This is a genomic window from Agrobacterium sp. ICMP 6402 (assembly GCF_009498615.1).
In the GTDB taxonomy this organism is placed as follows: Bacteria; Pseudomonadota; Alphaproteobacteria; order Rhizobiales; family Rhizobiaceae; genus Agrobacterium; species Agrobacterium burrii.
Genome location: NZ_QSNV01000001.1, coordinates 19333 through 37751, shown reverse-complemented (window position 1 = coordinate 37751; position 18419 = coordinate 19333). Strand labels below are relative to the sequence as shown.

Below are 18419 nucleotides of genomic sequence, written 5' to 3'. Positions count from 1 at the left end.
TCGATCAAAGCCGGTTCGAAGAAATGACCTTTCGAAAAGTGAGGGAAATTCTTCTGCTTCTGGCCGTCCTTATCCCATTCACGATATCGGATTTGCGCGCCGGAATTTCATGGGTCCAACCATAGCGCCCGGAATCTCTAAGCAAGACACCGGAGCGAGGATAGAGCAAAACGCCGCATACGGCCGGTCCGCGCAAATCGCGGAAAACCATTTCACATGCGGAAAGAAGGCTTATCGACGCGATCTCGTCGTCGAAACACGGAACGCAATCCACGTGTGCGCTGATGCCCTGTCCGGGAAGATATTCGTTCGCGATAACCTGGTCGGGCAAATTCCGGCAATATCCTTCGCTAACCAATCGTTCCGCAAACAAACCGAGCCAAGGCGGTAACGGCCCGAGATGCGCCTCTGGGGTAACAGCGCGCACTTTGTAGTCATAACGGTAACCGAAATGCTGCACGCGACGCTTTAGCTCTGTGCTCCACTCCCCGGCATCCAATCGGGCAGTAACGGCAGCTTCCTCATCGGGGGAAAGGAACCCATCAAAATACAAGATTCCGGGCGGTAGAAGAGATGCACTTACGGCATGATCCATTTGCGGGTTGCTCTCCAACCGCGTGAAACAATCAGACTTGGCCCATGTCTACATCGGGCCGGTCAAAAAGCGTATGATGGAGAAAGCCGTTGATTGAAATTTGCCGTTGCGCGGCAAATGAACAGGCAACACGCCACCAATTCATCAAGCAGTGAAATTGAGATAAATGGTGCCCGGAGGCGGATTTGAACCACCGACACGCGGATTTTCAATCCGCTGCTCTACCAACTGAGCTATCCGGGCACTTCAGGTCCTTGAAGAACCTCCGCTTTTGGCGGGCGGGGCCGTTTTGGCGCCCCGAAAGTGAGCGGGGTTATAACATCTTGTTCGGACATGGCAAGCGCCATCGCGAAGTTTTTTGACAGTTTTTTCACGAGGGCTGTGGATGGCTGGAATGTCTGCCCGGCGCTGGCGAGATTGCGGGAGAAAACCCGTTATCGGCCATGTGTCGTGCCTTGCGGCATCCGGCCGCTACCCGGGTTCGGCAGCAGCCGGTCCTACCCGGCATAGCGGCATGGGAAGCGGCAGCTAGGCCGTTTCGTTGCGTCGTGCGGCAAGGCCAAGCGCGAAGGGCACCACGGCCACCAGCGCCGCCATGACGGGCGAGGACGCGAAGATGCGGCTGGCAAGCGAGGTAACGGCAACGGAGCGCACCACCATCATCAGACGGGAATTCTCGCGGTCTCTTTCATGGTGCACCTGTGCGGGCCTGTGACGGGAATGCCGGGCCGCCTCCAGCCGTTTGACATCACGGCGGATCTTGTCGACCTGTTTGCGAAGCTCTTCCAGTTCGGCGCGCAGCGACGGATCAACGGTATTCTCAGCACGGGTACTCTTCGCCGTGGTTTTTTCCGTCTTTGCTTCCGCGGCTATCGCCTCAGCCTCTTCGTCCAGCTCTGCCAGATGGTCGTCGAGGTCCGTGGGCTTGTCGAAACCGTGGGATCGCAGTGGTGCTTTCATCGCTGTCTCCTAGGGCGTGCTGAATTGCGGCGGCGGGCGTCTTTGCCCGGTCTCGCCGTTTCAACGCCCCAGCCGGGCAAAGGATGCACATAAAGCGATCAGCGCGGTAGATTCGGCTCAAAAAAACAGGCCCCGAAGGGCCTGTTTATTGTTCTGCCGTAAAGCCTCAGGCCGCCTTGGCGGCGCTGGCATAAGGATCGAAGCGACCGTAGAAGGTTTCGCCCTTGGCGGCCATGTCCTTCAGGAGTGGCGTCGGCTTGAAGCGCGGGCCATAAGCCTCGCTGAGCTTTTCGGCCAGAGCGACGAAATTCTTCGCGCCCATGCCGTCAATGTAGGACAACGCACCGCCGGTATAGGGCGCGAAACCGAAACCGAGGATGGAGCCGACATCTGCCTCACGCGGATCGGTGACGATGCCTTCTTCCACCGTGCGGGCGGCTTCCAACGCCACGGTGACGAGGAAGCGCTGTTTCAGCACCTCCATATCCACGTCTTCAGGCTTCTGCTGCGGATAGAGGTCCTTCAGGCCGGGCCAGAGGGACTTCTTGGCGGGCTTTTCCGGATAATCGTAAAAGCCCTTGGCGTTCTTGCGGCCAAACCGGCCCTCACCTTCCACCAGCTTCTTCACCAGTTCCATATGGCGCGGATCGACGGCCTTTTCGCCGAGATCGGCGACGGTGGCTTTCAGGATCTTGTAGGACAGATCGATCGCCACTTCGTCGTTCAACGCCAGCGGGCCGACCGGCATGCCGGCGAATTTCGCGGCGTTTTCGATCATGGCGGGCGGCACGCCTTCGATCAGCATGTCGTAACTTTCCGCCATGTAGCGCAGCACGCAGCGATTAACGAAGAAACCGCGCGTATCGTTAACGACGATCGGCGTCTTTTTGATCTTGGCCACGTAATCCAGCGCGACGGCGAGCGCCTTGTCGCCGGTTTCCTTGCCGAGGATCACTTCCGTCAGCATCATCTTCTCGACCGGTGAGAAGAAATGGATGCCGATGAAATCCGCCGGGCGCTTCGAGTTTTTCGCAAGGCCCGTGATTGGCAAGGTGGAGGTGTTGGAGGCGAAGATCGCACCTTCCGGCAGCACCGCTTCCACGGCCTCGATGACGGCCTTCTTCACATCGCGGTCTTCGAAGACGGCCTCGATGACGAGATCGGCATCCGCGAGTGCGGCGTAATCGGATGTCGGGGTAACGAGGTCGAGCAGGGCCTTGCCTTCATCCTGCGTCAGCCTGCCCTTGCCGATGGCGGCCTTGACGCTTTCCTCGCAATGGCCCTTGCCCTTGTCGGCGGCTTCCTGATCGCGGTCCACCAGCGTGACGGGTATGCCGGCTGCGGCGGTAACATAAGCGACGGCAGCGCCCATGAAGCCCGCGCCGACAACGCCAACCTTTTTGAACTCCGTCTTCGGCTGGCCGGCCGGGCGGCGCGCGCCCTTGCCCAGTTCCTGCATGGAAATGAACAGCGAGCGGATCATGCCGAAGGCTTCCTTCGAGCGAAGGATTTCGGTGAAATAACGCTGCTCCACCTTCAGCGCCGTATCGAAGGGCAATTGCAGGCCCTCATAGACGCATTTGAGGATAGCGAGGGCGGCCGGATAGTTGCCGGCGCTTTCACGGCGCAGGATCGCCGGAGCTGCGGGCCAGAGCTGGGCAGCGGCCGGCGTCCAGATGCCGCCGCCGGGGGCCTTGAAGCCCTTTTCATCCCAGGGGGCGACCGGCTTCAGGCCGTCCTTGATCATCTGCTTTGCGGTTGCGACCAGCTGATCCGGCTCCACCACCTGATGCACCAGCCCCATGGCCTTGGCGCGCGCGCCAGTGAGCGACTGGCCCGTCGTCATCATCTGCAGCGCCGATTGCGCGTCCGTCAGGCGCGGCACGCGCTGGGTGCCGCCGGCACCGGGGAAGATGCCGACCTTGACTTCCGGCAGGGCGATCTTGAGGCTCTTGGCATTCGACGCGACACGGCCGTGGCAGGCAAGCGACAGCTCGAAAGCCCCGCCCATGCAGGTGCCGTTGATGGCCGAGACCCACGGCTTGCCATTGGTTTCCAGCTTGCGGAACAGGCCCGTCATGCGGCCGACCAGTTCGAACAGCTTTGCCGCCGCCTGATCCGGGTTCTTCGTCTTCTCGTCATTGTAGAAGGAGAACATCGACTTGATCATCGAAAGATCGGCACCGCCGGAAAAGGTGCTCTTGCCTGACGTGAAGACGACGCCCTTGACGGCGCCATCTGCGACAGTCGCGTCAAGAATGGCGTTCAGCTCGTCCATCACCTCAGAGGTGAAGACGTTCATGGATTTTTCCGGCATGTCCCAGGTGACGAGTGCGATGCCGTCTGCGTCCGTCTCGATGGTGAAATTGGTGTAAGTGCTCATTTGGGATTCCTCTTCCCTGAATCTTAGTGGCCGCTTCGCTCTCTCCGTCATCCTCGGGCTTGACCCGAGGATCCAAGCACCGGGGATAGATCCTCGGGTCAAGCCCGAGGATGACGGAGGAACGGTTGCGGTATCAGCCGAAGCCTCTTAAACCCGCTCGATAACCGTCGCCGTGCCCATGCCCGCGCCGATGCAGAGCGTGACGAGCGCGGTGTTGAGATCGCGCCGCTCCAGCTCGTCCAGCACCGTACCGAGGATCATCGCGCCGGTTGCACCGAGCGGATGGCCCATGGCGATGGCGCCACCATTGACGTTCATCCGGTCGTGGCTGATATCGAAAGCCTGCATGTAACGCAGCACGACAGCGGCGAAGGCCTCGTTGAGTTCGAAAAGGTCGATATCAGCAAGCGACATTCCGGTCTTTTTCAGGAGCTTTTCGGTCACGTCCACCGGGCCGGTCAGCATCAGCGCAGGGTCTGAGCCGATATTGGCGAAAGCCCTGATGCGGGCGCGTGGTTTCACGCCCATCGCCTCGCCGCCCGCCCTGGAGCCAACCAGCACGGCCGCCGCGCCATCGACGATGCCGGACGAGTTGCCCGCGTGGTGCACGTAATTGATGCGCTCCACCTCCGGATGCGCCATGATGCCGACGGCTTCGAAGCCGCCCATTTCGCCGGGCATCTGGAAGGAAGGATTGAGGGAGGCGAGTGCCTGCATGTCCGTGCCGGGACGCATATGCTCGTCACGGTCGAGGATCGTCAGGCCGTTTGAATCTTTCACCGGAATGACCGACTTGTTGAAATAGCCCTTTTCCCAGGCATGCGCCGCGCGCTTCTGGCTCTCGACGGCATAGGCGTCGACATCGTCGCGGGAAAAGCCGTATTTCGTGGCGATGAGATCGGCGGAAACGCCCTGCGGCATGAAGAAGGCCGGGAAATTGACCGAAGGGTCCATGTACCATGCACCGCCCGACATGCCCATTCCGACGCGCGACATGCTTTCCACGCCGCCGGCGATGACGATATCGTCCGAACCCGCCTTGACCTTGCCAGCCGCGAAGTTGATGGCGTCGAGACCCGAGGCGCAAAAGCGCGAGATTTGCATGCCCGGGGCCTTGTTGGAGTAACCGGCCTCGAAAGCGGCGGCTTTCGGGATCACTGCACCGGCATCCATGACAGGATCGACGCAGCCCATGATGATGTCGTCGACGGTCGATGTATCCAGCCCGTTGCGGTCGCGGATGGCTTCCAGCGTCTTGGCGGCAAGGCGAACGGAGGGCACCTCATGCAGGCTGCCATCCTTCTTGCCGCGTCCGCGCGGGGTGCGGACATGGTCGTAGATGTAAACGTCGGTCATAAACTCTCTCCCTATGGCGTGTTTACCGCCAACCTTCTCAGAATGCTTCCGCAGCCAGTTCCATCATGGTGTCCGCGCCGGTTTCGATGCGGGCCTTGCGCAGCGCCGTTTCAGGCATGATGCGCTCCATGTAAAACTTTGCCGTGACAAGCTTGGTCTTGAGGTAATCCTCATCCGAAGCGCTACCCGCCGCAAGCGCTTCGCTAGCGGCTTTCGCCATGCGCGCCTGCATGTAACCCAGCACTACGATGCCGAAGAGATGCATGTAGTCTGTCGAACCGGCACCGGCATTGTCGGGCTTGGCCATGGCGTTCTGCATGAACCACATGGTTGCGGCCTGCAGGTCGTTCAAGCCCTTCTTCAGTCCCTTGGTGTAAAGGCCAAGCTTTTCATCGGCACGGTTTTCCTCGCAGAAATCGCCGATTTCCTTGAATAGCGCCATGACGGCGCGGCCGCCATTCATGCCGAGCTTGCGGCCGACGAGATCGAGCGCCTGAATGCCATTGGCGCCCTCATAGATCATGGTGATACGCGCATCGCGGACATATTGGCTCATGCCATGTTCTTCGATGTAGCCATGGCCGCCGAAGACCTGCTGCGCCATCACCGCGTGGTCGAAGCCCTTGTCGGTCAACACGCCCTTCAGGATCGGCGTAACGAGGCTGAGCAGGTCGTCCGCCGCCTGCCGCTCTTTCTCGTCGGTCGAGCGATGGGCGATGTCGGATTGCAGCGCGGTCCATAGAAGGAAGGCCCGGCCAGCCTCGTTGTAGGCCTTGATGGTCATCAGCGTGCGGCGGATATCCGGGTGCACGATGATCGGATCAGCCTTCTTGTCCGGGAATTTCGCGCCGGAAAGCGAGCGGCCCTGAATGCGCTCACGGGCGTATTCGACAGCGTTCTGATAGGCGATCTCGCCAACCGAAAGCCCCTGCAGGCCAACGCCGAGGCGAGCCTCGTTCATCATCACGAACATGGCCGAAAGGCCCTTGTTCTCCGCGCCCAGGAGATAACCCGTCGCATCGTCATAGTTCATGACGCAGGTGGCATTGCCGTGAATACCCATCTTGTGTTCGATGGCACCACAGGTGACGCCATTGCGCTCACCGAGCGTGCCGTCGTCCTTCACCAGGAACTTCGGCACGATGAACAGCGAAATGCCCTTGGTGCCTTCAGGCGCGCCTTCGATACGGGCAATCACCAGATGGACGATATTATCAGTCATGGAATGTTCGCCGGCGGAAATGAATATCTTCTGACCGGAAATTTTATAGCTGCCGTCGCCCTGCGGAACAGCCTTGGTGCGCAGCAGGCCGAGATCGGTGCCGCAATGGGGTTCGGTGAGGTTCATGGTGCCGGACCATGTGCCTTCCACCATCTTCGGCAGCCAGGTTTCTTTCTGCTCCTGCGTACCATGCACGAGGACTGCGGCAATCGCGCCCTGTGTCAGGCCGGGATACATCATCAGCGACAGGTTGGCAGACGACATATATTCGCCGATCGCCGCATGCAGCGTATAGGGCAGGCCCTGCCCGCCGAATTCCTGGGGAACGGCAAGACCGATCCAGCCGCCTTCGCAATAGGCGTCATAGGCGGCCTTGAAACCGTCAGGCACGGAAACCGAACCATCATCGGCGCGCTTGCAGCCCTGTTGATCGCCGGAAAGGTTGAGCGGGAAAAGCCGCTCTTCAGCAAGCTTCGCCGCCTCGCCGGTAATGGCCTCGATCATGTCAGGGGTTGCATCTTCAAAGCCGGGCAGGTTGTTATACCGCTCGAGGCCGAGAACGTCGTTCAGGATAAAAAGCGTGTCTTTGACTGGGGCCTTGTAAACAGGCATTACCGATGTTCCTCCGCATCGTGGGGCCGGAGACAATCCGGCGGATATGGGACGACAATATTTGACGTGCGCGTAAACGTCAAATAAATTTCAACGGAACCTCGCCGATCCTCTCCTCCCAAATGGCTGCTCAGCCCGGCGCAGCCCGCCCCCGCGCCACAAAAGTTAAAAAATTCCAACCATAGTTAACCACTTCTTTACCACGTTTCGTGAATTCTCCGACAAGAGGTAACTGCTTCGTTCATCGGCGCATTTTCCTCCAAGGGGGCGAATACCGGCTCTGGAATTGCTGCATGTTGCAGCGACGGCATGCACAGGCAGGCAACGTCGCGACAACAACCGGGCATAGCGGGCGGAAGCGAAGCGAGCGAGAAGATGAACGGATTGCGATCGAATAACCAACAGCCAAGCGACAGGTCGTCTCTTGATGCTCTCAATCGCACCATTGAAGGTCTTGAAGCCCGTATTGAAGGGCTGATGAGTCAGAAATTTCCGCGCGAGCCGCGCCCGAGCCCCGCGCCCGAGCCGAAAGGCGAGGCTTACGCCGCGCCGCGCGAACCCCGCGCCACGGTGACCCCGCCGCAACTTGACCCCGTCAACGAAATCCGCCAGCGCCAGCGCCTGCTCGAGGCGAGCTTCCAGCGCCCGCAGGAACCCGTTGCGCGTCCGGAACGGACAATTACCCGCCCGCTTGCACCGGAATATCGGCCGAACGTTCAAAACACGACGGCCAACCCCGCTCCGCGCGCGCGTTCCATTCCGCCATATCAGGAACCGCAGCGCAATGACGCCGCCCTGCAGGAGATCGCGCAGGCGCTCGTCAATCTTCGCCATGAGCTGAAGCACGATATTTCCGAGGGCGTGGCCCGCGAAGCGCAGGGGCTGCGGACCGAAATCCGCAATATTCGCGCGGTGGCGGAAGACCAGCAATTTATCGGCGACCTGCGCGATGACATCGCCCGGCTTGCCGGCAGCATCGACCAGCTCGGCAACCTCGCATCTCCTGACGCCTACGGGCTGCGCAACGAGTTCGAAGACCTGCGTCTCACCATCGACCAGCTTGCGCGCGAAGACAGCGTGCACCGGATCGAAAGCCGCTGGAACAATGTGGAAGACACGTTGCGCGGTTTCGATGCGACCTCATTGCAGGATGAGATCGTGTCGCTTGCCTATCGTCTTGATGACATCAAGACCCAGCTTGGCGGCATGAGCAACAATCCGGCCGTGCGTGTGCTCGAGGAAAAGCTGATTGCGATTGCCAGCGCCGTGGAGCAGCTCGGCAAGCATATGCAGCCCAATGAGGCCGCCTTTACCGAACAGTTTTCCGGTCTCGACCAGCGGCTGGACGAAATCAGCCGCGCCATTGCCGCGACCAATACCCGCTCCAACACGCAGGCCACGGATAACGCGCTGGCGCAGCGGCTGGAAACCCGTCTGAACGGCCTTGCCGAACAGCTCGGCGATATCAACCGCCTCGCCGTCGCCAAGCCTGAGCCGGCGCTGGACCTGACTGCCCGCCTTGAAGCGCTGTCTGGCAAGATTGACGAACTCAGCACCGCCCGCGACGCCGCCCAGCTGCATGAGCGGCTGGACCAGCTTTCGCTGCTTCTGGAGCGGTCGCAGCGCCCCTCGCAGCAGGCGGAACTGACGTCTTTCCTCAGCGATATCTCCCGCAAGATCGATGCGCTGGATCATGGCGCCGTCAATGACGGTCTGGCAGAACGGCTCGATACGCTGTCGCGCCGCATTGAAGACCTCGATTATCGCTACAGCCAGCCGCAGCCGGCATCGGGCCTCAGCGAAAGCGCCTTTTCGCGTCTGGAAGAGCGGCTTGGCAATATCGCTGCCCGTCTCGACGAGACCGCGCACGCCGCCCCCGCTGATAGCGGCGCGCTCACGAGCCTCGAAAACCAGATCGCCCACCTTTCCTCGCTAATCAGCCAGCCGGGCTACCACCAGCCGGCCGGCATGTCGCCGGAACTCGACTCCCGCATGGCGGCGATCGAAGACTATATGTCGTCGAACGACGAATATATCATCGAAGCGGCGCGACAGGCGGCCGAAGCCGTTCTGGACGCCTATACGCGCAACAATCTCTCGGCCGGCGCAAACCTTGCCGACATGACGATGCTGACCGATCTTGCAACCGATCTGCGCAGCCTCGAAGCCTTGAGCCGCAATACCGAAGAACGCACGCACCGCACTTTCGAGGCGCTGCATGAGACGCTGGTGCAGATTGCCGGCCGTCTCGACAGCCTGGACAACGCTCCCGCCTATCGCGAAGAGGCCGCGCCCCGCAAGGTTGCGCAGCATATGGTCACGCCCGCCCGCGAAGATGTGGCCATGCCAGCCGCCATCTTCCCGGAAGAAGGTTACATCGCCGAAGAACAGGCCATTCTCGACGCCGACGAAAACGAAGCGGATGCGATGGCCGTTGTGCCTCCCGCCGCTGCCAAGCCCGCCAAGGCGGAAAAGAAGAGCCTGCTTGCCGGCCTAACGAAACGGTTCAAGACCAGCACGGCGAAGACCGTCAAAGCTGCGGAAGAGCCGGTCTCGGCCTCCTCTGCCCGCACGCAGGTGGAGCCGGCTCCGTCGCTCGACCCGATCGACGTGCTGCCCGCAGGCCAGGAAAACGAACTTCTGGAGCCGGGTTCGGGCGCACCTGACATCAAGAAGATACTGGAACGTGTGCGCGCCAGCCAGGTGGCTGCCAGCGGCAAGGCCGTAGATGCCGAAGGACGGACGGATTTCATTGCCGCCGCCCGCCGCGCAGCGCAGGCTGCGGCCATGGAAACATCGCCGGAAAAGCTTGAAACCGGCAAGAAGAGCCGCAAGGCCGACGCTTCGGCGCTGTCGCGCTATCGCCGCCCGCTGCTGCTTGGTATCGGCGCCATTCTTCTCGCCATGATGGCCATGCCGCTCGTCAAGACGATGATCGGTGGCGCGGAAGCTCCGGCACCGGTCATCGAGCAGAAGATGGACAATGCACCGGTCTCGGCACTTCCCGAAACCGGCGACAAGGCCGTGACCATCCCCTCCGATCTCGCCATCGATCCCGAGCAGGCGGCATCGGCCGACAGCATCGAGAATGCGCCGGCGCAGAACAGCATCGATGCCCGCACCATTGGCGGCGCACCGCTCGCAGACGAGCCGCCGGTTGCCGATGTGCCAGTCGTGGACCCGGCAACGCCAGACACGGTCGCAAAGAGCGAACCGCAGGCTCCGACGCAAACCGTCACCACCGTTGTTCCACCGCAGGACGCCATCGCGGTTCCCGCCGGCATTGAGCCCGCATCTCTGGCCGAAGCGGCTGCCAAGGGCGAAACGCAGGCGCTGTTCGAGATTGCCGCACGTTATACCGAAGGTCGTGGTGTTGCCGCCGATCGTGCGGAAGCAGCGAAATGGTACAAGCTTGCGGCGGATCGTGGCCTGGCGCCTGCGCAATACCGTCTCGCCAATCTTTACGAGAAGGCGAACGGTGTGGAGCGCAACCTTTCGGAGGCCAAGCGCTACTACACGCTGGCTGCTGAACAGGGCAATGCCGGCGCCATGCACAACCTCGCCGTCCTGCTCGCATCCGACGCGGCCGGCCAGCCGGATTTCACCGCTGCGGCGCAATGGTTCATCAAGGCCTCGGAACTCGGCGTGCGCGACAGCCAGTTCAACCTCGCCATTCTTTATGCCCGCGGCAGCGGGGTGAAGCAGGATATCGAGGAGTCCTACAAATGGTTCGCGATTGCCGCCAAGGATGGCGATGCGGACGCCGCCCAGAAGCGTGACGAAGTTGCCGGAGCCATGAACCCGCAGCAGCTTCAGAGCGCCAAGTCCAAGGTGGACGCATGGAAGGTCAAGCCGCTTTCGGAAGACACCAACAGCGTCAACCCGCCTGAAGAATGGGCTGGCAAGGAAGGTGTGAAGACCGCCTCCGTGGACATGGAAAAGGCGATCCGCAACATTCAGGCGATCCTGAACAAGAACGGCTTCGATGCCGGCCAGCCGGATGGCAAGCTTGGCAAGAACACTGTCACCGCCATCAAGGATTTCCAGAAATCCGTCGGTCAGGCACCCGACGGGCGCATTACCAATGAACTGGTGACTGCACTGCTCGCCCGTAACAAGTAAGCCTTCCGGAACAGGTGAAGCGGCCGCCCTGGCCGCTTTTGCACCACTCGGCGCAGGAATGTGGCTGGCCATCGACACACAGCCGCTATCTTTCCAAATTATCAACGTATTTACCGTTGAATGTTGACAGGTCAGGCCCTCGCGGGCATGACGGATGAAGGCTGGGCATGCCCGGTCTTTTCAGACAGAAAGTGTAAATCGCGGCGCGGCCCCCTCACCCGGACAAGCCCTGCCGCCCGGAACCATTTGCCCGAGGTCCGAGCCGTGACTGTCTATCTGCCGATCGCAGAACTGTCGGTGAACATTTTCATCATTCTCGGCATGGGCGCGGCCGTCGGTTTTCTTTCCGGAATGTTCGGCGTGGGCGGCGGCTTTCTGATCACCCCGCTGCTGATTTTCTACAATATCCCGCCAGTCGTGGCTGTTGCGACGGGTGCTAACCAGGTGGTTGCCTCTTCGGTCTCCGGTTCGATCACGCATTTCCGGCGCGGCACGCTGGATATCAAGCTCGGCAGTGTGCTGCTTGTCGGTGGCCTCGTCGGGGCAACGGTCGGCGTGTGGATATTCTCCTTCCTGCGCAGCATCGGCCAGCTCGATCTCATCGTTTCGCTGCTCTATGTCATCCTGCTCGGCACCGTAGGCGCACTGATGCTGAAGGAGAGCATTTCGGCGCTGCGCCGCGCCGCCCGCAACGAAACCGTGACGCTGCGCCGGCCGGGCCATCATAACTGGGTGCACCGCCTGCCGCTGAAAATGCGGTTCAAGAAATCGAAGATCTATCTCAGCATCATTCCCATCGTCACCCTTGGTTTCGGCATCGGCATTCTCACCTCGATCATGGGTGTCGGCGGCGGTTTCATCATGGTGCCGGCGATGATCTATCTTCTGCGCATTCCGACCAATGTCGTCGTCGGCACCTCGCTGTTCCAGATCATTTTCGTGACAGCCTATACGACCATCGTTCAGGCGGCGACCAACTATTCCGTCGATGTGGTGCTGGCCTTCATCCTGATGGTGGCGGGTGTCATCGGCGCGCAATATGGCGTGCGCGTCGGACAGAAACTGCGCGGCGAACAGTTGCGCGCCCTTCTCGCCCTTCTCGTGCTCGCGGTCGCCCTTCGTCTTGCGGTCTCGCTGGTGGTGCGCCCGGAAGACCTGTTTTCGGTTGCCGTGGGAGGGCTGGGCTATTGACCTCTCGCCTGCTCATCGCCGCCCTTCTGCTCTTGCCGTGCCTTGTCTTTGGGAGCATGGCCTCAGCACAGACACCGCCGCTTGCCCTGCCTCCCGGCACGCAGCAGCGGTCATTGCTGGAAAATATCGAAATCGGCGCATCGACGACGGAAATTCCCATCGCCTCCGATTTTCGCGGTGCGGATTTCACCCTCTTCGGCGCGTTGAACAATACCGACCAGCTGCTGCTGGCGATCGGCCAATATGATATTGTCGTTACGCTCGAAGGGCCGACCGACTACATGACCGTGCGCAAAAAGGAACGTATTGCGGGCATCTGGATCAATACAAGTGCGATCACCTTCACGCCGCTGCCGGAATCCTATTCCATGGCCAGTACACGCGACATCACGGATGTCGCCTCCCCAGGCACCTTGCGGGCCATGGGGCTGGGGGTCGATCATCTGTCGCTCAAGAGTGCGGTGTTTTCCGGCGTGCCCGACAATGTCTTCGATTTTCAGGAAGCCTATCGACGTCTGAAGCTTTCCAGCGGTATCTACCGCAATGATACGACAGGGGTGCGGCTGGAGCGCACCGGCCTGTTTTGGGCGACGCTTCGCCTGCCCGCCAACGTGCCGAACGGCGTGCACACAGCTCGCGCCTATCTGTTCAAGAGCGGCAAATTCATCGCCCAGCGTGAGCTGAAACTGCGCGTCGTCAAGACGGGTATGGAGCAGGCCATCACCGATGCGGCGCATCAGACGCCGCTTGCCTATGGCGCGCTCTGCGTTCTGCTGGCCGTCGTGACCGGCTGGGGGGCCAGCATCATCTTCCGCAAGGACTGACAGCTTTTTCATCGCGAAAAAGAGAGCGTTTGCCGCTCGCAAGGGCAAAGATAGCATTCGCTTCCTTTGACTGTTTGCGGTAAAATTCAAGGCGTTACAACCATGCACCCAGACAGTGGCGGCAGCGCGGTTGTAACCGGGATGAAAAGGAGAAATGTCATGTTCAAGCACATTCTCATTCCCACCGATGGCTCGCCGCTGGCGCAGATCGCAATCGACAAAGGGTTCGCTCTGGCCAGAGAGGCAGGCGCAAAGGTGACCGTCGTGACGGTATCGGAACCCTTTCACGTGATTGCGAGCGACGTCGAAGACATTGCCGCCATTGCCGAAGAAGAATTCCACCGTTGCGAGGAGGCTGAGCATCTTCTCAGAGACACGCAGGCGCACGCAGCGTCGATGGGGCTGGATTGCGAAGCCCTGCTGGCACGGGCGGGACGGCCGGACGAAGCGATCGTCGAAATCGCCGACAGGACCGGCTGCGACCTCATCGCCATGGCCTCGCACCGGCGCAGGAGCTTTATCGAGATGCTGCTCGGCAGCGTCACGGCAAAGGTACTGAAGAATTCGAAGATACCGGTGCTGGTTTACCGGCAATAGAGCATTTCCGTCAAAAGTGCGTAGCGGTTTTACGTCCGGACAATGCGTAAAAACAAAAAGACAACGGCGATGATACGCTCAACCGAGCAGATTTGAAAACCGCACCGAATAGATGCGGTCCCGTCCCATCAGATGCGCGACGAGCGCTGCATGATCGAACAGGCCGCGCATGGCCTTGTGGCGCAAATCCAGCCCGCCGCTCATGACACCGAAAGCCGGCATCAACAGACGTGAACCATCCGTGGCGAAACACGGCCGCCGGACCGTCTTCTCGCGGCGGCGAACCGTGGCGGAGGGATGCAGATGCCCGGCGATTTCGCCGGCGGCATCGCCGACCTTCGGCTCATGGCGGAAAACGAGACTGCCATAGAACATCTCATCCACCGAAGACCCCGGCAGATCGACCGTGCCATCCGGATCGTGATTGCCGTTGATCCATATCCATTCGCGGCCACGGGCCATCTCGCGGATGAGTTCGCGCAGCATCAGCGGCAGGTGCTGAGAACCAACGCGATCGTGGAAATTGTCACCGAGACTGACGACGATCTTCGGATCGTAGCGGCTGACGAGGGACGACAGGATTTTGAGGGTGGCGATAGTGTCATATGGCGGCAGCATCCGCCCGCGCCGGGCAAAGGCCGCACCCTTTTCCAGATGTAGGTCGGAGACGACGAGCAGCGACAGGTCCGGCAGGTAAAGCCCGCCCAAAGGATCGCACCAGGCGGCGACGCCATTGACAGCGGTTTCGCTGCCGAGGCATTCGAAGCCGTTGGAAAACCTGTCGCTCAATGTCAGCCGGCTCAGCACTTTTACATTCGTTCCTTTATTTTCAAGACATCGCCTCGGCGATCAGCTCGTCGGCGGCTTCGGCCAGCACCTGATCCATCGCCTCGCCCGCCACCGTCTCGCGGCCGATTTCCAGCATGACCGGAACGGCAAGCGGCGAGACATGCTCCAGCGCGCGGTGGGTGGTATGGCCCTTGATTCGCTTCAGCATATCGCCAAGACGGCCAATGTCCAAAAGTCCCGCCGCCGCATCCCGCCGCGTCGCTTCCAGCAAAATATGATCCGGCTCATGGCTGCGAAGAACGTCATAAATAAGATCGGCGGAGACCGTGACCTGCCGGCCGGTCTTTTCCTTGCCCGGATGGCGGCGCTCGATGAGGCCGGATATGACGGCGCAATTGCGGAAGGTGCGCTTCAGCATGAAGGATTCATCCAACCACGCCTCAAGATCATCGCCCAGCATATCCTCATCAAGAAGGTCTGCCAGCGACAGGCGGCGGGATTTCAGCCGCCTGCCGATATCCTCCATGGCCCAGATGGCGAGCGAATAATCAGTGGCGACGAAACCCATGGGTTTTGCACCCGCCCGATCCAGCCGCCGCGTCAGAAGCATGCCCAGCGTCTGGTGCGCCAGCCGCCCCTCGAAGGGATACATGACCATGAAGAAGCGCTTGCGGAAGGGGAAGGTTTCAACCAGCAACTCGTCGCGCTTGGGAATGATCGATTTTTCTTTCTGGATCGCCAGCCAGTCGCGCACCTGATCCGGCAGCGCCTGCCAGCGGGCGGGGTCGGAGAGCATGGAACGCACCTGATCCGCAAGGTAAGTGGAAAGCGGAAACTTGCCGCCGGCATAGGAGGGGATTTTTGGATCCATGGAGAAGGCCTGCGACACCAGGCATTCATTCTCCCTGATGCCTTCGAACCGCAGCACCTTGCCGGCGAATAGGAATGTATCGCCCTGCACCAACTGTTCGAGGAAATGCTCCTCGACCTTGCCGAGTGACATGCCGCCACGGCCAACCGTGCCTTTGGCATTGCGCTTGACCATGCGGACATTCAGTTCCGCCGCCTCGACGATCGTGCCGAGGTTCAGACGATATTGCTGCGCGACCGCCGGATTGGAGACGCGCCACCGGCCGTCCTTCATCTGACGGATGCGGGCGTAACGCTCATAGGTGCGCAGCGCGTAACCGCCTGTCGCGGTAAAATCCACCACCCGGTCGAAGGTGGCGCGCGGCAAATCCGCATAGGGCGAAGCGCTCGTTACTTCACGATAGAGCTCGTCGGCATCGAAAGGTTCGGCGCAGGCCATGCCGAGCACATGCTGGGCGAGAACATCAAGCGCGCCTTCGGCGATCGGCGGCGTGTCCTGCGCGCCGATGTAGTTGGCATCCAGTGCTGCCCGGCACTCCATCACCTCGAAGCGGTTGGCGGGGACGAGGATCGCTTTTGACGGTTCGTCCATGCGGTGGTTGGCGCGGCCGATGCGTTGGGCAAGGCGGCTCGCGCCCTTCGGCGCGCCGACATGCACGACGAGATCAACATCGCCCCAGTCTATGCCGAGATCGAGCGTGGAGGTGGCGACGACAGCGCGCAACTTGTTCTCCGCCATGGCCGCTTCCACCCTGCGGCGCTGGCCGGCATCCAGCGAGCCGTGATGCAGCGCGATCGGCAAGTTGTCGTCATTGATGGTCCAGAGTTCCTGGAAAATCCGCTCCGCCTGAGAGCGGGTGTTGACGAAGATCAGCGTTGTCTGGTGCTGTTTCAGCGCCGGATACAGGTCCTTCATGGCGTAGCTTGCCGAATGGCCCGACCATGGGATGCGTTCTTCCGTCTGCAGAATGGCGATGTCCGGTTTTGCGCCACCTTCGACCGTGATGAGACCGGCCGGCGGTTCGCCTTGTCCCTGCGGTGCGAGGTAACGGCGCAGATCCATCGGCTCCGCCACGGTGGCGGAAAGGCCGATGAAGCGCACATCGGGCGCATGTCGGCGCACCCGGGCGAGTGCCAGCGACAGCAAATGGCCGCGCTTGGAAGTGACGAGCGAATGCAACTCGTCCAGCACCACATATTTCAGGTCACTGAAAAAGCGCTCTGCTTCCTTGTTGGCGAGCAGCAGCGAGACCTGTTCCGGGGTGGTCAAGAGAATATCGGGCGGTTTGACCTTCTGGCGCTGACGTTTGGCCTGCGGCGTGTCACCCGTGCGCGTTTCGATGGAAATCGGCAGGTCCATTTCGAAGACTGGCTTCGTCAGGTTGCGCTCGATATCCACGGCAAGCGCCTTCAGCGGCGAAATATAGAGCGTGTGCACGCCGACAAAGCCGGAGCCGGGCGGCACCTTGCCGCGTTCCGCCAGATCAGTGAGCGAAGCCATAAAGCCGCCCAGCGTCTTGCCGGCGCCCGTCGGCGCGATCAACAGCATGTTTTCCCCGCCCCGCGCCCGCGCCATCAGCTCCAATTGATGCGCGCGCGGAGACCACCCTTTTTCAGCAAACCATTTCTGGAATGGAAGGGGCAAGGTGCCGACATGTGTGCCGGAAGTGGGAGACTCGGTGTGTTTCACGCCTTCAAGGTAGTGAAAAAGCTGCAAAAAAGAAGGGCGGAACATGGCCGCTTGACAGGAAACCATAATCATGGATAAATAATATCCACGATACTGAAGCACCAGAACATGGGAAAGACCGATGAAACTCGGCGACGGCGTGGAACAGGCCATTCACAGCGTAGGCATGCTGGCGGGACTTTCCGAAGGCGGCGTGCTTTCGGCAGCGGCGCTTGCGGAATTCCACGGCGTTTCCACGAGCTATCTTCTGAAACACCTGCAATCACTGTCGAGCGCGGGAATTGTCGCCACCGTGCCGGGGCCGAAAGGCGGTTACCGTCTGGCCAGGGCGACCGACAAGATCACGCTGCTCGATATCGTGCTGGCGGTCGAAGGACCGCAGCCAGCCTTTCGCTGTGCGGAAATCCGCCAGCGCGGACCGAACCCCTTGCCGGGGCGTTATTTCACCAAGCCTTGCGGCATCAATGCCGCGATGCTGAAAGCGGAGAAGGTATACCGCGCGGAACTGGCCAAAACCAGCATCGCCGACATTCTGGGTGATCTCGCCTCCAATGACGATGGCGGGATTGCCGCGCGCGGCTGCGCCTTTCTGGAGTTGAATGAGCGCAAGACGATGACGCGCTGAGATCCGAAACGACAGAACCACCTACAGACCTGCCAAGCCAATACCGGTGAGCCTGACAGCTTTCCGGACGGATACTGCATGCCCTCAAATACACCCCAACCACTGGAGAGACCGATGAAAACCCGTATCAACTATGCCAAAGCCTCCCCCGAAGCCTTCAAGGCCGTGATGGCGCTGGAAAATTACGTCCAGAGCAGTGGCCTTGACCGCCGCTTCGTTCACCTCATCAAGCTGCGTGCCTCGATCATCAACGGCTGCGCCTTCTGTGTGGACATGCATGTCAAGGAAAGCCGCCACGACGGTCTTGCCGAACAATGGATCAACCTGATGAGCGTCTGGCGGGAATCTACCGTTTATACCGAACAGGAACGGGCGCTGCTCGGCTGGGTAGATGCGGTGACCAGGATTGCCGAAACCGGTGCGCCGGATGATGCCTTCGAGACCCTCAAGGCGCAGTTCTCCGACGAAGATATCGTGAAGATCACGGTTGCGATCGGCGCCATCAATACATGGAACCGCATCGCCGTGGGCTTCCGCTCGCAGCACCCGGTGGATGCGGCTGCGAAGGCAGCCTGACCCTTCG

At 60.7% G+C, this 18419-nt stretch carries 13 protein-coding genes and 1 tRNA gene; 6 read left to right on the top strand and 8 right to left on the bottom strand.

From position 1 onward, the window contains the following. Positions 1 to 4: 4 nt before the first annotated feature. The 6 genes from DXT96_RS00180 to DXT96_RS00150 form a co-directional block, all read right to left on the bottom strand. Positions 5 to 595 carry an alpha-ketoglutarate-dependent dioxygenase AlkB gene (locus tag DXT96_RS00180; protein WP_153513150.1) on the bottom strand — a complete coding sequence of 197 codons (591 nt, stop codon included), beginning with the start codon at positions 593 to 595 and terminating at the stop codon, positions 5 to 7. A 167-nt stretch (positions 596 to 762) separates the two neighbouring features. Further along, positions 763 to 838 (bottom strand) — tRNA-Phe (locus DXT96_RS00175). A 285-nt stretch (positions 839 to 1123) separates the two neighbouring features. Next, the gene (locus DXT96_RS00165; protein WP_153513149.1) at positions 1124 to 1555 is read right to left on the bottom strand and encodes a hypothetical protein; all 432 of its coding nucleotides are present in this window, start codon (positions 1553 to 1555) and stop codon (positions 1124 to 1126) included. 166 nt (positions 1556 to 1721) lie between these two features. Beyond that, positions 1722 to 3938 carry a 3-hydroxyacyl-CoA dehydrogenase NAD-binding domain-containing protein gene (locus DXT96_RS00160; protein ID WP_153513148.1) on the bottom strand — a complete coding sequence of 739 codons (2217 nt, stop codon included), beginning with the start codon at positions 3936 to 3938 and terminating at the stop codon, positions 1722 to 1724. A gap of 147 nt (positions 3939 to 4085) precedes the next feature. Continuing rightward, the gene (locus tag DXT96_RS00155; RefSeq protein WP_153513147.1) at positions 4086 to 5294 is read right to left on the bottom strand and encodes an acetyl-CoA C-acetyltransferase; all 1209 of its coding nucleotides are present in this window, start codon (positions 5292 to 5294) and stop codon (positions 4086 to 4088) included. A gap of 37 nt (positions 5295 to 5331) precedes the next feature. Beyond that, on the bottom strand, positions 5332 to 7128 hold the full coding sequence (locus tag DXT96_RS00150) for an acyl-CoA dehydrogenase C-terminal domain-containing protein (RefSeq protein ID WP_153513146.1): 1797 nt from the start codon (positions 7126 to 7128) through the stop codon (positions 5332 to 5334). 375 nt (positions 7129 to 7503) lie between these two features. Here DXT96_RS00150 and podJ point away from each other — a divergent pair, with 375 nt between their 5' ends. The 4 genes from podJ to DXT96_RS00125 all read left to right on the top strand — a co-directional run bounded on the left by podJ (position 7504) and on the right by DXT96_RS00125 (position 13862). Further along, entirely contained in the window at positions 7504 to 11250 is a 3747-nt protein-coding gene (gene podJ / locus DXT96_RS00140; protein WP_153513145.1) for a cell division protein PodJ, read from the top strand. A gap of 264 nt (positions 11251 to 11514) precedes the next feature. Beyond that, entirely contained in the window at positions 11515 to 12441 is a 927-nt protein-coding gene (locus tag DXT96_RS00135; protein WP_149898525.1) for a sulfite exporter TauE/SafE family protein, read from the top strand. Then, positions 12438 to 13265, top strand: a complete 828-nt coding sequence (locus DXT96_RS00130; RefSeq protein WP_153513144.1) for a TIGR02186 family protein — start codon at positions 12438 to 12440, stop codon at positions 13263 to 13265. Before DXT96_RS00135 ends, DXT96_RS00130 begins: the two co-directional genes overlap by 4 nt. A 159-nt stretch (positions 13266 to 13424) precedes the next feature. Continuing rightward, on the top strand, positions 13425 to 13862 hold the full coding sequence (locus DXT96_RS00125; RefSeq protein ID WP_149898523.1) for a universal stress protein: 438 nt from the start codon (positions 13425 to 13427) through the stop codon (positions 13860 to 13862). A 78-nt stretch (positions 13863 to 13940) separates the two neighbouring features. Here the strand turns inward: DXT96_RS00125 and pdeM are convergent, their stop codons facing one another. Next, the gene (gene pdeM, locus DXT96_RS00120) at positions 13941 to 14669 is read right to left on the bottom strand and encodes a ligase-associated DNA damage response endonuclease PdeM (protein ID WP_207134815.1); all 729 of its coding nucleotides are present in this window, start codon (positions 14667 to 14669) and stop codon (positions 13941 to 13943) included. A 22-nt stretch (positions 14670 to 14691) separates the two neighbouring features. Next, the gene (locus DXT96_RS00115; protein ID WP_246670511.1) at positions 14692 to 17283 is read right to left on the bottom strand and encodes a ligase-associated DNA damage response DEXH box helicase; all 2592 of its coding nucleotides are present in this window, start codon (positions 17281 to 17283) and stop codon (positions 14692 to 14694) included. A gap of 49 nt (positions 17284 to 17332) precedes the next feature. Between DXT96_RS00115 and DXT96_RS00110 the strand changes: the two genes are divergently transcribed. Both DXT96_RS00110 and DXT96_RS00105 read left to right on the top strand, forming a co-directional pair. Continuing rightward, complete coding sequence (locus tag DXT96_RS00110; protein ID WP_153513143.1) at positions 17333 to 17836, top strand: Rrf2 family transcriptional regulator; 504 nt, start codon at positions 17333 to 17335, stop codon at positions 17834 to 17836. A 114-nt stretch (positions 17837 to 17950) separates the two neighbouring features. Continuing rightward, positions 17951 to 18412 (top strand): carboxymuconolactone decarboxylase family protein, encoded by a 462-nt coding sequence (locus DXT96_RS00105; RefSeq protein ID WP_153513142.1) that lies wholly within the window; start codon positions 17951 to 17953, stop codon positions 18410 to 18412. Positions 18413 to 18419: the final 7 nt, after the last annotated feature.